Here is a 14,186-nt window from a genome sequence, read left to right as displayed (position 1 = left end):
GCCCGGGTCTCCTGCTGACAGCTCATCAGTTTCGTTGCTCCTGTGGTCGGCATACCCCGAACGCGGCTCGTGAAGCGGCACCCGTACGGCTCAGCCCGGCCGCTCCGCGCCCCCGGGGGAGGGTCCGGGGGCGGGGACAGAAGCACGCGGAACGGACATCGCGGGGGAAGTTGCGGTGAAATCGCGGGTGTAGGTGACAACCGCTGTGCGTACCGGCACCGAGGGGAGATAGCGTCTGCACCATGTCTGATGCCGCGCAGCCCACCATTGCCGAGGTACGCGCCGCCGCCGAGGCGGTCAAGGCCGCCATCGACCGTCATCTGGAAGCGGTGTCAAGCCCCACCGCAGCGGACGATTCCGCTGTGACCACCGCTTACGAGCAGCTCGCGACGGCGGCGATCGCGTACGACCAACTCCTCTACGAGGTCTACGACGAGGTCACCCCCTTCGAGGTGCCCGGTGACGAGGGTCCGGGTGGGTACCACGGTCCCGAACAGCCGGAGGCGATCAGCGTGCTGATCCGCCGCGACTACCACGTCGTCGACCCGAAGCGGCTGCGCGCCCAGGCGGAACGGCTGGACGACTCGCTGACCCCCGGCGGGGGCGTGGACACCGGTGGGGTGAACGCCGCGATCGGTGTGCTGTTCGGCGAGTTCGAGCCCGACGAGATCGCCGCCCGCAGCGAGGAGTTCGGTCTGGAGGAGGCCGACTCGACGCTCTGGGTGGCCGCCGCCGAGCCGTCCGAGCCCGGGGAGTGGCTGCCGGAGCCCTTCGAGCACGCGGATCCGCAGCTGCTGATCTGCCGCTTCGACGTCAGCGAGGTCTACGACGACGAGGACCCCGACGACTGACCGGTCGGTCGCAGGGCCGCCGGCCGCCTGCCCGGTGACCGGTCGCCGGTCGCCGGGCGGGCCGACAGACCTGTCGGCCGGCGGCCGTGCCGCCCCCGGTCGCCGAGGCGGGGGCGGCGCCGGGGCACCCCGCCCGGTGCCGCACCCCGCCCGCCCGGGCGCCCGTGCGGGCACTCAGCCGGTGGCGGCGCCGAGTTGGGCGAGCAGCGTGCGGTTGTCCTCGATGTGCCAGTCCTCGGTGATCCGGTCGGTCCCGACGTGCTGGATGTCGATCGCGTTGAACTCGACCCGCTGGCCGTGCCCCGCGACGCCGTCGGACACGCCGGTGAAGTGGCCGCGGAAGACGAGCCTCGCGGTGATCCGGTCGCCGGTGATCATCAGGTCGGCGAGTTCGCAGCTGAGGTCCGGCACGGCCGCGCGGAAGGCGCGCGAGGCGAAGGCCGGCCCGGCCGGGCCCTGCGGGCGGCCCTCCGGGAGCGTGTTGTCCCGGAAGTCCCGGTCGACGGCGGCGTCCAGGTACCGCCGGTCGCCGGTGTTCCAGAAGGTGTAGAGCTGCTGGGCGAGCCGGATCTCCTGGGCGGCCCGGCGCTTGCCGAGCGACCCGTCGACGGTCAGCGCGCGTGGCCGGACCAGGCCCGGCGAACGGTCCACCAGGCTCCAGGCCCGGTCGGCGCCGGGACCGCGGTCACCGGCCGAACCGCGTGCGGTGGTGGAGGCGGTGGCTGTGGTGGCGGCGGTCCCGAACGCGACGGCGGCGGCGAGCAGACCGGCGAGCGCGGCGGCGGTGACGGCGGCGGTGGTGCGGGGACGCTTCGGCGAGCGCATGATTTCGGACGTTCCTCTCTCGGGGCGGCGGGTGGCGCGGGGCGGGCGGCGCCCAGGGCCTGCGGCGCGGGCGCCGGGCCGGTTCAGAGCTGGCGGAGTGCGCCGCCGTCGACCGCCCACTCGGCGCCGGTGACCTGCCCGGCCAGCGGCGAGGCCAGGTAGGCGATCACCCGTGCGACGTCCTCGGGCGTGCCCAGCCGGGCGCTCGGCAGACGCCTGACCTCGCGGACGAAGTGGTCGACGGCCTCCTCGACGGGCAGTCCGAAGCCCTCGGCGAGCTGCTCGGCGAAGCCGCCGGGCGCGTCCCAGAGCCGGGTCCGGGTCGGCCCCGGCGAGACCACGTTGGAGCGGACGCCGCGCGGGCCGAACTCGACGGCGAGCGACTTCGAGAGCGAGAGCAGTGCGGTCTTGGCAGCCGCGTAGTCCACCAGCGGACTGTCGGGCAGCCGCGCGGCCTCGCTGGCGACGTGCACCAGTGCGCCGCCCCCGCGCAGCAGTGCGGGCAGTGCGGCGCGGCTCATCCGCACCGCGGAGTGGAAGTTGAGGTCGAAGGCGGCGAGCCACTGCTCGTCGGTGACCTCCAGGAAGCCGGGCCGGGCGTCCAGGCCGCCGACGTTGTTGACCAGGGCGTCCAGCCGTCCGTGCCGGGCCAGTACCCGTTCGACGACGAGGCCCGCCGCACCGGGGTCGGTCACGTCAGCGGCCACCGCCTCCACCCGCTCGCCGAGTGCCGTGACGCCCTCCGGCGAGCGGGCCACGCCGACCACGACCGCCCCCTCGGCGGCGAGCAGCCGTACGGCGGCCTCGCCGATCCCGGCGGAGGCGCCGGTGACGACGACCACCTTGTCGGTGAGCTGAAGATCCATGAAGGGCACTCCTCGGTCGGTCCGGGTTCGCGGGAGGGGCTCGGGAGCCGGGTGCGAACTGCCTCCACCCTCCGCCGACCTGCTGTCATGCGTCCAAGGCTTGATTTCTACCGGAACCATGATCTGTGTTCATGCCCGCAGGTGCGGGGCACCGCCGGTGCGACCGGGGAGGACGGCCGGCCGGGACCGGGGACGCGGGAGGGGGCGGGAGAACGCGGCGGGAGGGCCCCTCGTGGGTGAGGGGCCCTCCCGTGGTGCGGACGTGGGCCGGACCTGGGCCCGGACCTGGGCCCGGACGTGGTGCGGTCGCCGCCCGGCCGGGCGGCGACCGGGGTCAGTACGTCCGGGCGGCGTTCTCGGCGAGGATCGCGCGGAGCCGGGTGGTGCGGGGGGAGGCCGGGCGCTCGGCGACGGCCTGGGCGAGCGCCGGTCCGGCGGCGTGGACCACCGAGAGGTGGCGTTCGCCGCGGCCGAAGGCGGTGTAGACCCACTGGCGGGTGAGCCCCGCGGCCGCGTCGTCGGGCAGCACGACCACCGCGCCGGGCCAGCGGCGGCCGACGGCCTGGTGGACGGTCAGGGCCCAGCCGTGCCGGAGCCGTCCGGCCTCGGCCGGCGGGACCGTCCGGCGGGTGCCGTCCGTGTACTCCAGGTGCAGTCCGGTGGCGTCGCCGTCGAGCACCCGGGCCAGCCGGGTGTGGCCGGGGGCGGGGGAGTCGGCCACCCGGTCGTTCGGGTCGAAGCCGCCGAACCGGCCCGGGCCCGGGTTCAGCCGGGCCTTGGCGGCGGCGTTCAGGGCCCGGGTGCCGGCGCTGCCGCCGTGGCCGGGGGTGAGGAGCACCACCTGCTCGGCCGGGATGCCGAGGGCGCGCGGGATGGAGTCGGTGAGCAGCTGGACGGCGCGGTGGACGGCCTCGGCGCCGTCCTTGGCGGTGAGGATGACCACCTCCTTGTCCGGGGCGTCGACCGGCTGGAGCTCGCCGATGCCGACGCCGGAGACCAGCTCGCCGATCGGGCCGAAGTCCGGTGTGCGCGAGGCGACCGCCGGGCAGGCCTTGGCGGCGAGCAGGTCGGCGAAGAACCGGCCGGGGCCGGCCGACCAGAGCTGGCCCGGGTCGCCGCTGAGCACCAGCCGGGTGCCGTCGGCCAGCGATTCCAGCAGGGCGGCGGCCAGTTCGACGTCCAGCAGGGGGGCGTCCAGGACGATCAGGACGTCGAGCGCGAGCATGTCGTCGGCGTCCCGGCCGGGGCCGGCCGCACCGGCCAGCAGTTCGGCCAGGGTGACGACGGGGACGGCGCCGGGTGCCTCGGCGGGTGCGGCGAAGGCGGCGCGGCCCTGGTCGGTCCAGGTGGCGGCCCAGGCGCGCAGCCCGAGGCCGGAGGCGGCGGCCAGCAGGGCGGCCGCCTCCGCGCGGGCGGCCTCGCCGCCGGTGTGCAGGACGAGCGGGCTCTCGGCGACGGCGCGGACCAGGGCGCTCGCGGAGGAGGACGGCGCCGCGACGGCCGCGGCCTCCCAGGCCGTCGGTCCGGGCGCGGGGGGCGCCGCCGGGGACTCCCCGGTGAGGGCCTCCGGTCCGCTCCCGGCGCCGTCCGGGCCCGTGGTCCCGCCGGCTTCGTCCGCCGGGACGCCTTCCGGGTCGCCTTCCGGGTCGCCGCCCGGCTCCGGCTCCGGCTCCGGCTCCGTGTCCGGGTCCGGGTCCTCGCCGGCCGGCGGGCCGTCGGTGGCGGGCTCCTCACCGGTGTCGCCGTCCGCCGGGTCCTCGCCGGGGACGAAGGTCGACATCAGCCGGACCAGACCGTCCGCCAGGCTCTCCTCCGCGAGGGCCAGCCGGGCCGGCGCGAGCAGGGTGCGGGTCGGCGCCTCGTCCTCCTCGTCGTCGCCGCCGGCGGCGTGCGCCTCGGCACCGGTGAGCGGCTCCTGGAACGGCATCGCCCGGCCCTGGAGCACGGCGGACTGGACGGCCGCGGCGACGTCCGGCACGCGCAGCCGGTCGAGGCCGGCGGTGACGTCGCCGATCTCCAGGGCCGAGTGGCCGCGCAATGCTCCCTGCTCCAGCACCCAGGCGACCAGGGCGACGGCGCGACGCGGGTCGCCGGGACCGGCCGCGGAGCCGAGCAGGCCGCGGGCGAAGCCGTCGGCGTGCTCGGGCCGGACACCGGCCAGGCCCAGGACCGTCCACGGGTCGTCGCGCAGCTGCTCGGCGGCGCTGTCGCCGAACGCGGCCACGGCGGCGGGGGCCAGGTCGGCGGGGGCGCCGCCGGCGGTGAGGACCTCGGCGGTGGCCTGCAACGCCTGCGCGCGCTGATCGTCGGTGACGGGCGGGCCGCTCCTGGTCGCGGCAACGCCGGTCGCGGCACCGCCGCCGGCCGTGGCGCCCGCAGCCGAACCCGGGCCCGCAGCCGCGCCCGCAGCCGTACCCGGGCCCTCGGGTCCGCTCCCGTCCGCGGCGGGCCGGACGGGCGGAGCCTCCTCGGGGGCGGCGGGAGGCGCGGCGGCGGAACCACCCGCCGGAGCGGCGCCGCGCGGCCCGAGCCGGACGCCGCCGGTCCCGGTGGACCGTTCGACGGCCCGGACCGCCTCGGCCAGCGCCGCGATGGCCGCGGCCTTGTCGGCCTTGTCGCCGGGCGGGGATGCGGGCGCGGGCGCGGACGCGGCGGAGGCCCCCGGCCCCGCCTCCGCCCCGGACGAAGGAGCGGGAGCAGGTGCAGGAACGGGCGCAGGTGCCGGGACGGCGGCGCCGTCACCGGTGCCGGGGGCCGTCGAGGCCTCCTCCGGAGCGCCGTTCTCCGTGTCACTCATCGTTCGCTCCACAAAAGCTCAACTCCACTGCTGGGCGCCGGCCGCCCCGTCGTACGGGCGGCCGGCCGGGTCTGGCCGGCCACCGGCCGCACGGGGCGGCCGGGCCGACGGTCGGTCGGTTCGGTGCGGCAGGGGCGGCGCGGGCGGCGGGGGCTGCGCGGGCGGCGGGGGCTGCGCGGGCGGCACGAGCGGCACGGGCACTACATCACGTCGGCGGTGGCACGGTGGGGCCGGGCTCTTCGGTTCACGGGGCGGGCGCGCGCCGTCCTACAGCTCGCTCCACCCCTGGTCGGGGTAGCGGTGGACCGGCGCCGAGATGTCGTCGAGCGCACCGCGGATCTCACCCGGAAGCGTAAGGTCCTCCACCGACAACGCCGCCTGCAGCTGGGCCACCGTCCGTGCCCCGACCAGTGCGCTCGCCACCCCGGGCCGGTCCCGGACCCAGGCGAGCGCCACCGCCAGCGGGCTGCTGGCGAGCCCGTCGGCGGCGGTGGCGACGGCGTCCACGATCCGTCGCGAGCGCTCCCCGAGGTACGGCTGGACGAACCCGGAGAGGTAGGGCGAGGCGCCCCGCGAGTCCTGGGGGACGCCGTGCCGGTACTTGCCGGTGAGCACGCCGCGCCCGAGCGGGGAGGAGGCGAGCAGGCCGACGCCGCCGTCCCGGGCGGCGGGCACCGCCTCCCGCTCGATGCCGCGCTGGAGCAGCGAGTACTCCAGCTGCGCGCCGGCCAGCGGGACCCGGCCGTGGTGGGCGTTCTGCCAGGTGGAGGCCTTGGCGAGCTGCCAGCCGCTGTAGTCGCAGACCCCGACGTAGCGGGCGCGTCCGGAGGCGACGGCGATGTCGAGGGCGCTGAGCGTCTCCTCGACCGGTGTGGCCGGGTCGAAGGCGTGCACCTGCCAGAGGTCGACGTAGTCGGTGCCGAGCCGTCGCAGCGAGGCGTCCAGGGCGGCGAGCAGGTGGCCGCGGGAACCGTCGAAGCGGCGGCCGGAGGCGGGCACGCTGCCCGCCTTGGTGGCGATGACCAGGTCGGAGCGGGGGACCAGGCTGTCGGTGAGCCGGGAGAGCAGGTACTCGGCGTCGCCGTCGGCGTACACGTCGGCGGTGTCCACCAGGTTGCCGCCCGCGTCGACGAACTCCTTGAGCTGTTCGGCGGCCTCCTGCTCGTCGGTGTCGCGGCCCCAGGTCATGGTGCCGAGGCCGAGCCGGGAAACCTGCAGCCCGGTGCGGCCGAGGTGACGCTTTTCCATCGGACGGACCCTCTCAGTGGCCGATGCCGGAGGGGCATCGGGGGACAAACGCGCAGGTGGGGCGTGGCGCCCCCACGTCGGCTGAGCGTAGCGGCCGGTGCCCGGGCAGGTGTGCAGACCCGCAGAACGATCACGGCTCGCCCGGCCCCGCGGGCCGCGCCGCGAATGTGACCCAGGCCACCGCTACCGGCCAGTAGCATGGCCGCCGGACGCGCGGTTACCCTCACGGAACACCCGAACTGGAAGGCAGTGCCCATGCGACTCGGCATCAACCTCGGCTACTGGGGTCTCGGCATGGACGCCGACAACATCGCCGTCGCCCAGGAGGCCGACCGGCTCGGCTACTCGGTCTGCTGGGCGGCCGAGGCGTACGGCTCGGACGCGGCCACCGTGCTGTCGTTCGTCGCGGCCCGGACCGAGCGGATCGACGTCGGCTCGGCCATCTTCCAGATCCCGGCCCGCACCCCGGCGATGACCGCGATGACCGCCGCCACCCTGGACACCCTGTCCGGCGGCCGGTTCCGGCTCGGCCTGGGCGTCTCCGGCCCGCAGGTCTCCGAGGGCTGGTACGGCGTGAAGTTCGACAAGCCGCTGGCCCGCACCCGCGAGTACGTCGAGATCATCCGCAAGGCGATGTCCCGCGAGCGGCTGGTCCACGAGGGCGCGCACTGGACGCTGCCGCTGCCCGGCGGCCCCGGCAAGCCGATCAAGCTCACCGTGCACCCGGTGCGCGAGCACATCCCGCTGTACATCGCGGCGATCGGCCCGAAGAACCTGGAGCAGACCGGCGAGATCGCCGACGGCTGGCTGGGCATCTTCTTCGCCCCCGAGCACGCCGCGCTCTCCCTCGACCCGCTGAAGGCCGGCCGCGCCAAGGCCGGCAAGGACCTGGAGGGCTTCGACCTCTGCCCGACCGTCACCATCGCGGTCGGCGAGGACCTCAAGGCGGGGGTCGACTCCCAGCGCTCCTACGCCGCGCTCTACATCGGCGGCATGGGCAGCAAGGAGAAGAACTTCTACAACCAGCTCACCCGCCGCATGGGGTACGAGCAGGCGGCCGACGAGATCCAGGAGCGCTACCTCGCCAAGGACTACGCGGGCGCGGCGGCGGCCGTGCCGCACGACCTGATCGACGCCACCTCGCTGGTCGGCGACACCGCGCGGATCGCCGACCGGATGCAGGCCTACGCGGACGCGGGGGTCACCACGCTGACCCTGGCCCCGGCCGGCTTCACCCTCGACGAGCGGATCCAGGCGCTGCGCACCGGTGTCGAGGCGCTGGAGCGCGCCGGGCTGGCCTGAGCCCGGGCCGGGGGCCGGGAGAGGGACGGGGAGGGGACGGCGGGCCGGTGGCCGGGGCGACGCCGCCCCGGCCCCGGCCCCTCCTCACAGCCAGTCGTGCCGCTTGAACACCCGGTGCAGCACCAGGCAGACCAGCACCATCAGCCCGACCGCCGCCGGGTACCCCCAGGGCTGGCGCAGCTCCGGCATGTCGTCGAAGTTCATGCCGTACACGCCCGCGATCATCGTCGGCACGGCGGCCAGCGCCGCCCAGGCCGAGATCTTCCGCATGTCGTTGTTCTGCTGCACGCTCACCTGCGCCAGGTTGGCGGAGAGGATGTCGGAGAGCAGCCGGTCCATGCCCTCCACCTGGTCGTTGGCACGGGCCAGGTGGTCGGCGACGTCCCGCAGGTAGGGCACCGCCTCGGGGCGGACGAACGGGACGCCGCCGCGCTCCAGCCGCAGCATCGGGTCGAGCAGCGGGCCGGTGGCCCGGCGGACGGTGACCAGCTGCCGCTTGTAGCCGTAGATCCGGCTCGCGATGTCGCGGCCCACCCGGCCGGGGGCGAACACGTCGGCCTCCAGTTCGTCGAGGTCCGCCTGGAGCCCGACGACCACGTCCACGTACCCGTCCACCACCATGTCGCAGACCGAGTGCAGTACGGCGCTCGGGCCGTACCTGAGCAGCTCGGGCTGCTTCTCCAGCTCCGCCCGCAGCTCGCCGAGCGGGCTGTCGGCGCCGTGCCGGACCGTCATCACGAAGTCCTCGCCGACGAAGAGCATCACCTCGCCGCTGGTGACGGCGTGGCCGCCCGGGTGGTAGCCGAGCGTCTTGAGCGCCACGAAGAGCGAGCCCTGGTAGGCCTCCACCTTGGGGCGCTGGTGGGCGCTGACCGCGTCCTCCACGGCCAGCGGGTGCAGCCCGAACTCGGTGCTGACCTCGTCGAGTTCCTCGGTGGTGGGCTCGAACAGGCCTATCCAGACGAAGCCGCCCCGGCCCGCCGCCCGCGCGGCGGCGAGGGAGCCGGCGGGGTCCGCGGGGGCCGCGACCGGGCGGCCGTCGCGGTAGATGGCGCAGTGGACGATCATGCGGGCCATTGTCGCCCCTGGGGGGCCCGAGGGGCACCCACCGCGTCACCGGTCCCGCGCCACCGTGTCACCGGTCCCGGCCCGTCCCGCCCGGTCCTGCCAGGTCGGGCATGATCCGTTCGGCCCGGCAGGCCACGGGAGGCCGTAGGGTAGGCCCCATGCCCACCCTGCTGCTCGTCCGTCACGGCCGGTCCACCGCGAACACCGCCGGAATCCTGGCCGGTTGGACCCCGGGGGTGGACCTCGACGACACCGGGCGCGCGCAGGCGGCCGCGCTGGCCGGCAGGCTCGCCGGGATCCCGCTGGTCCAGGCGGTCAGCAGCCCGCTGGAGCGGTGCCGGCAGACCCTGGAGCCGCTGCTCGCGGCCCGGCCCGGACTGGCCGGCCCCGAGCGGGGCGGGTCCGCGCCGGGCGAGCCCGCCCTGGACGAGCGGCTCGGCGAGTGCCACTACGGCGAGTGGACCGGACGGCCGCTCGCCGAGCTGGCCAAGGAGCCGCTCTGGCGCACCGTCCAGGACCACGCGGCGGCGGCGGCGTTCCCCGGCGGGGAGTCGCTGCGCGAGCTGAGCCACCGCACGGTCGGCGCCGTCCGCGAGTGGAACGAGAAGGTCGCGGCCGAGCACGGCGAGGACGCGGTCTGGATCGCCTGCTCCCACGGCGACGTGATCAAGGCGGTGGTCGCCGACGCACTCGGCCTGCACCTCGACCACTTCCAGCGGATCAACGTCGACCCGTGCTCGGTGACCGCGATCCGCTACACCGCGCGGCGCCCCTTCGTGCTCAGGATGGGCGACACCGGCGACCTCGCCTCGCTCGCCCCCAGGCCGGCGGGCCCGGGCGGTCCGGGACACGGCGGGCCGGCCGGCCCGGGCGACCGGGGCGGCGACCCGGACGGGGACGCCGTGGTCGGCGGCTCCACCGGTACGGCCTGAGCACCGCCGGCCCGACCCGCCGGCACGGTCCGCCGCCGCCGGTCCGCCCGCCCGCCGGGGCACCGGTCCGCCGCGGCGCCCGGCCCGGGAGCGGGCCCGCCCGGGGCTCGGCTCCCCGGCGCGGCCCGGGAGGTCGTAGGGTGACCATGAGTCCCCCGTACCCCGGCCGTCCCCCCACACCCCGTACGACCCCTACGACGATCGAGACGATCCGGAGCGAGAGCGTGCCCCGTCAGGTCTACTTCTACGACCAGCCCGAACGGTTCGTGGCCGGCACCGTCGGCCAGCCCGGCGCCAGGGCGTTCTACCTGCAGGCGAGCGCCCGGGGGCGGATCACCAGCGTGCTGCTGGAGAAGACCCAGGTCGCCGCGCTCGCCGAGCGGATCGAGGAGGTCCTCGACGAGGCGCTGCGCCGCAGCGGGGGGTCGGAGTCGATCCCGGCCACCGCGCCGCTGGACCTGCTCGACACCGCGCCGCTGGACCTGCCGCTGGAGCAGGAGTTCCGGGTCGGCACGATGGCGCTGGCCTGGGACAGCGTGGACAGCTGCCTGGTGGTCGAGGCGCAGGCCCTGGTCGAGGACGAGGAGGACGAGGGCGCCGCCGTCTTCGAGGACGACGAGAACGGTCCGGACATGCTGCGGGTCCGGCTCTCGGGCGCGATGGCCCGGGTGTTCGCCAAGCGGGCGCTGGACCTGGTCGCGGCCGGCCGCAAGCCCTGCCCGTTCTGCAACCTGCCGCTCGACCCGGAGGGCCACCTGTGCCCGCGCGCGAACGGCTACCGGCGCTGAACACCGAGGCCTCGCCCCAGGCCGGGGGTCCGGGCACCCCCGAGCCGGGCGCCACCGACCCGGGTGCCACCGGCCCCGACACCGCGGGCCCCGAGACCGCAGGCACCGCCCAGGGCGCCCCCGGCGCCGGGGCCGGTACCGACCCCGACACCGTCGAGGCGCCCCGGGCCGACCCGGCGGCCGCCGCCGCGCTGGCCGCCGACCCGCCCACCGCGCTGCGCCTGCTGCGCGAGGGCGAGCTGACCGTCCACGGGCGGCTCACCGACGCCTCCAACGCCGCGCTCTACTGCACCGTCGCGCTGGACGGCCGCAGCGCGCAGGCGGTCTACAAGCCGGTGGCCGGCGAGCGCCCGCTGTGGGACTTCCCGGACGGCACCCTGGCCGGCCGCGAGGTCGCCGCGTACGAGGTGTCGGCCGCCACCGGCTGGGCGCTGATCCCGCCGACCGTGCTGCGCGGGGGCCCGCACGGGCCCGGCATGGTGCAGCTCTGGGTGGAACCGGACCCGGACGCCGAGCCGCTGCTCGCGCTCCAGGACCCGCGCGGTCCGGACGCGGGCTGGCTGCCGATCGTCCGCGCGGACGTGGGCGGCGGGCGCACCGCGCTGCTGGTCCACCCCGACGACGAACGGCTGCGCCGGCTCGCGGTGCTGGACGCCGTCCTCAACAACGCCGACCGCAAGGGCGGCCACCTGATCCCGGCCGCCGACGGCCGGATCTACGGCATCGACCACGGCGTCACCTTCAACACCGAGGGCAAGCTCCGCACCCTTCTCTGGGGCTGGGCCGGGCAGCCGCTGCCCGCGGAGTCGGCGCAGGTGCTGGCCGGGCTGGCCGAGCAGCTGGACGGCGAGCTGGGGGAGCGGCTGGCCCCGCACCTGACGGCCGCCGAACTGGACGCGGCCCGGGCCCGGGTGGCGGCGCTGCGCGCCACCGGCACCCACCCGCTGCCGTCCGACGACTGGCCGTCCATCCCCTGGCCGCCGGTCTGACCCGCACGCCCCCGGCCGGGGCGCCCCGCCGCCCCGCATGAGCCCGGGCCCGCGCGGCCCCGGTCCGCGGGCCCGGGAGTCCGCCCCGAACCCCGCCCCGAACCCCGCCCCGCACCCCGCCCCGCACCCCGCCCCGCACCCCGCCCCGCGGCGCCGCCCCGCGGCGCCGCCCCGCGGCGCCGCCGGGCGGCTCCGCCGCGCCCGCCGCACCCCACACAACCGGAAGTGGTCTGGACCGGTACGCCGGACCGGCCGCACACTGCGACGATGGACGAGCGACGGACCACCCCCCACCTGGACCTGCCGCTGCACCGGTTACAGGTCCCGTTGCCGCATCTGCTCCCTTTCGCGATCGGCAGTTTCGACACCATCGGCCCGCTCTCCCGCGCGGGCTTCCCCCACCGGCACTCCTTCTACGAGATCGTCTACGTCACCGGCGGACGCGGCGCCCACGTCCTGGACCTGGCCCACCGGTCCCTGAGGCCACCGCAGTTGTGCGTGATCGCACCGGGCCAGGTGCACTACTGGGCGGACGCCGACGACCTCACCGGGCAGGTGGTCCTCTTCAACGAGGACTTCCTGCTCGCCCACCCGCAGGACCTCGCGGCGCTGCGCACCCTGGCCGGCCGTCCGGCCGTGCGGCTGGGCGACCAGGCCGGGCCGATCGCCACGCTGCTGGCCGACATGGAGGAGGAGTTCCGGACCAGGCCGGCCGGCTACCCGGGCGTGCTGCGGGCCAGTCTGCACATCCTCATCGTCCGGGCACTGAGGGCCTGTTCGCCGGGCGGGCCGGGGGCTTCGCCGGGGCGCACCGGCGATCTGGCCACGGCCTTCACCCGGCTGATCGCGACCCCGGGCGGGGTTCAGCACTCGGTCGCCTCCTGCGCCCACGAGCTGGGCGTCTCGGTGAGCCACCTGCAGGCCGTGGTCAAGCAGGCGACCGGCCGGACGCCGGGCCGGCTGATCCGCCAGCAGCAGACCCTGGAGGCGAAACGGCTGCTGGCCTGCACGGAGCTGACGGTCCGCCAAGTCTCGCGGGAGGCCGGGTTCGGTGATCCGGCGTACTTCTGCCGGTTCTTCCGCCGGGAGACCGGGATGACGCCGGGGGAGTTCCGGGGCCGGGTCGGAGGAAATCACCACGATCCCCGGATCACGTCCATCGCGGCGGCCCCGGACGGCCCGTAGTTTGACTGCTGGCCACCGGCGGCCGCCCGGCGAGAGCGGGGCGGCCGCCGGCCGAGTCCTTGTCATGCCCCCACCATGGCACGGGCCGCCCCCAGACCGCCCCCATCCGCTCCTCCGACCGCTCCGCACCGCCATCCGCACCACCCCCGGCACCTCCCGCCCCCCCACGGGGCCCGGCGCAGGTCCCTGCGCCGGTACCAGCCAGACAGCCCCCACACCCAGACCGAAGGAGTCGGCGCATGCCCGCGTCCGAAGAGCCCACCACCGGGACGGACGGTCCGATCGACCGCCGGATCAGCCGCAAGACCGTCCTGAGGGCCGCCGCCGTGCTCGGCACGGCACCGCTGCTGGTCGGCGGCGGCGTCGCACTGGCCCGCGACCGGGTCGGCACCGGCGAGACCCCCGAGTTCACCCCGGCCTGCCACGACGGCGACGCCCCGACCATCGAGCAGACCGAGGGCCCCTACTTCAAGCCCAACTCCCCGCTGCGCAGCTCGCTGATCACCAGCAGCACGCCGGGCACCCGGCTCACCGTCAGCGGCTTCGTCTTCGGCCGGGCCTGCCTGCCGATCTCCGGGGTGCTGCTGGACTTCTGGCAGGCGGACGTCAACGGCGCCTACGACAACGTCGGCTTCACCTTCCGCGGCCACCAGTTCACCAACGCCCAGGGCGCCTTCAGCCTCACCACGATCGTGCCCGGCCTCTACCCGGGCCGCACCCGGCACATCCACGTCAAGCTCCAGGCGCCCGGCCGGCCGGTGATCACCACGCAGCTGTACTTCCCGGGTGAGCCGCGCAACAGCACCGACACGATCTACGACGCGCGGCTGCTGATGAACGTCCGCCAGGTCGGTTCGGCGAAGGAGGGCACGTACGACTTCGTCCTCAACGTGCCGCAGACCCCCAACCCGACCCAGACGCCCACGCAGACGCCCACCTCCACCCCGACCTCGACGCCCACCACGACGCCCCCCGGCGGGACGTGGACCGCGGGCGCGTCCTACAACGCGGGCGACCAGGTCACCTATGCCGGCGTCTCCTACCGCTGCCTCCAGGGGCACACCGCCTTCCCGGGCTGGGAGCCGCCGAACGTTCCGGCCCTCTGGCAGCGGCTGTAGCGGCTCCGGCCGTCTCACCCGGTGGGTCGCGAGCGCCCGGTCGGCGGCAGGGCCGTCCGGGCGCATCGACCCGCTCACCCGCACCGAGCGTCCGGTCGGCGGCACGGCCGTCCGGGCGCACCGACCTGCCCACCCGCACCACGGGCAAGGACAGTCAAGCGCCGCGCACTATCAGTCCAGAACCGCTCAGGCAACGAAAGCAGGCGAATCCAGTCGA

12 protein-coding genes are annotated in these 14,186 nt (G+C 76.0%); 7 read left to right on the top strand and 5 right to left on the bottom strand.

Annotated features, from left to right (window positions below; all coding sequences use genetic code 11):
- Positions 1-242 precede the first annotated feature (242 nt).
- Positions 243-851, top strand: coding sequence for a hypothetical protein (locus OG550_RS07995; protein WP_327675971.1), 609 nt, complete (start codon positions 243-245; stop codon positions 849-851).
- Positions 852-1,025: 174 nt separating this feature from the next.
- Here the strand turns inward: OG550_RS07995 and OG550_RS07990 are convergent, their stop codons facing one another.
- The 4 genes from OG550_RS07990 to OG550_RS07975 all read right to left on the bottom strand — a co-directional run bounded on the left by OG550_RS07990 (position 1,026) and on the right by OG550_RS07975 (position 6,587).
- On the bottom strand, positions 1,026-1,676 hold the full coding sequence (locus tag OG550_RS07990) for an ester cyclase (RefSeq protein ID WP_327675970.1): 651 nt from the start codon (positions 1,674-1,676) through the stop codon (positions 1,026-1,028).
- 83 nt (positions 1,677-1,759) lie between these two features.
- Positions 1,760-2,542, bottom strand: a complete 783-nt coding sequence (locus OG550_RS07985; protein WP_327675969.1) for an SDR family NAD(P)-dependent oxidoreductase — start codon at positions 2,540-2,542, stop codon at positions 1,760-1,762.
- A gap of 334 nt (positions 2,543-2,876) precedes the next feature.
- Positions 2,877-5,339, bottom strand: coding sequence for an ATP-binding domain-containing protein (locus tag OG550_RS07980; protein WP_327675968.1), 2,463 nt, complete (start codon positions 5,337-5,339; stop codon positions 2,877-2,879).
- Between the two features lie 267 nt (positions 5,340-5,606).
- Entirely contained in the window at positions 5,607-6,587 is a 981-nt protein-coding gene (locus tag OG550_RS07975; protein WP_327675967.1) for an aldo/keto reductase, read from the bottom strand.
- A gap of 255 nt (positions 6,588-6,842) precedes the next feature.
- On the opposite strand from OG550_RS07975, the gene OG550_RS07970 reads away from it, so the two are divergent.
- Positions 6,843-7,889, top strand: a complete 1,047-nt coding sequence (locus OG550_RS07970; RefSeq protein ID WP_327675966.1) for an LLM class F420-dependent oxidoreductase — start codon at positions 6,843-6,845, stop codon at positions 7,887-7,889.
- Between the two features lie 84 nt (positions 7,890-7,973).
- On the opposite strand, the gene OG550_RS07965 is transcribed toward OG550_RS07970, so the two are convergent.
- Positions 7,974-8,966, bottom strand: coding sequence for a magnesium and cobalt transport protein CorA (locus OG550_RS07965; RefSeq protein ID WP_327675965.1), 993 nt, complete (start codon positions 8,964-8,966; stop codon positions 7,974-7,976).
- Between the two features lie 149 nt (positions 8,967-9,115).
- Here OG550_RS07965 and OG550_RS07960 point away from each other — a divergent pair, with 149 nt between their 5' ends.
- From OG550_RS07960 to OG550_RS07940, 5 genes are all read left to right on the top strand, one after another.
- Entirely contained in the window at positions 9,116-9,889 is a 774-nt protein-coding gene (locus tag OG550_RS07960) for an MSMEG_4193 family putative phosphomutase (RefSeq protein WP_327675964.1), read from the top strand.
- 224 nt (positions 9,890-10,113) lie between these two features.
- The gene (locus tag OG550_RS07955; protein ID WP_327675963.1) at positions 10,114-10,677 is read left to right on the top strand and encodes a DUF3090 domain-containing protein; all 564 of its coding nucleotides are present in this window, start codon (positions 10,114-10,116) and stop codon (positions 10,675-10,677) included.
- A gap of 191 nt (positions 10,678-10,868) precedes the next feature.
- Positions 10,869-11,666, top strand: a complete 798-nt coding sequence (locus tag OG550_RS07950; protein WP_327683732.1) for an SCO1664 family protein — start codon at positions 10,869-10,871, stop codon at positions 11,664-11,666.
- Positions 11,667-11,933: 267 nt separating this feature from the next.
- Entirely contained in the window at positions 11,934-12,851 is a 918-nt protein-coding gene (locus OG550_RS07945) for a helix-turn-helix domain-containing protein (protein ID WP_327675962.1), read from the top strand.
- Between the two features lie 239 nt (positions 12,852-13,090).
- Positions 13,091-13,969: a dioxygenase family protein gene (locus tag OG550_RS07940; RefSeq protein ID WP_327675961.1), complete on the top strand. Its 879-nt coding sequence runs from the start codon at positions 13,091-13,093 to the stop codon at positions 13,967-13,969.
- Positions 13,970-14,186: the final 217 nt, after the last annotated feature.

Source organism: Kitasatospora sp. NBC_00458 (assembly GCF_036013975.1).
GTDB lineage: Bacteria > Actinomycetota > Actinomycetes > Streptomycetales > Streptomycetaceae > Kitasatospora.
The sequence above is the reverse complement of the archived record's forward strand: the minus strand, read 5'-3'. Positions and strand labels throughout refer to the sequence as shown.

Excerpts from the sequence above, each read along its gene's own strand:
- OG550_RS07985 (WP_327675969.1), bottom strand. The coding sequence starts at position 2,542 with ATGGATCTTCAGCTCACCGACAAGGTGGTCGTCGTCACCGGCGCCTCC.
- OG550_RS07940 (WP_327675961.1), top strand. The coding sequence starts at position 13,091 with ATGCCCGCGTCCGAAGAGCCCACCACCGGGACGGACGGTCCGATCGAC.
- OG550_RS07980 (WP_327675968.1), bottom strand. The coding sequence starts at position 5,339 with ATGAGTGACACGGAGAACGGCGCTCCGGAGGAGGCCTCGACGGCCCCC.
- OG550_RS07970 (WP_327675966.1), top strand. The coding sequence starts at position 6,843 with ATGCGACTCGGCATCAACCTCGGCTACTGGGGTCTCGGCATGGACGCC.
- OG550_RS07990 (WP_327675970.1), bottom strand. The coding sequence starts at position 1,676 with ATGCGCTCGCCGAAGCGTCCCCGCACCACCGCCGCCGTCACCGCCGCC.
- OG550_RS07995 (WP_327675971.1), top strand. The coding sequence starts at position 243 with ATGTCTGATGCCGCGCAGCCCACCATTGCCGAGGTACGCGCCGCCGCC.
- OG550_RS07945 (WP_327675962.1), top strand. The coding sequence starts at position 11,934 with ATGGACGAGCGACGGACCACCCCCCACCTGGACCTGCCGCTGCACCGG.
- OG550_RS07965 (WP_327675965.1), bottom strand. The coding sequence starts at position 8,966 with ATGGCCCGCATGATCGTCCACTGCGCCATCTACCGCGACGGCCGCCCG.
- OG550_RS07975 (WP_327675967.1), bottom strand. The coding sequence starts at position 6,587 with ATGGAAAAGCGTCACCTCGGCCGCACCGGGCTGCAGGTTTCCCGGCTC.
- OG550_RS07960 (WP_327675964.1), top strand. The coding sequence starts at position 9,116 with ATGCCCACCCTGCTGCTCGTCCGTCACGGCCGGTCCACCGCGAACACC.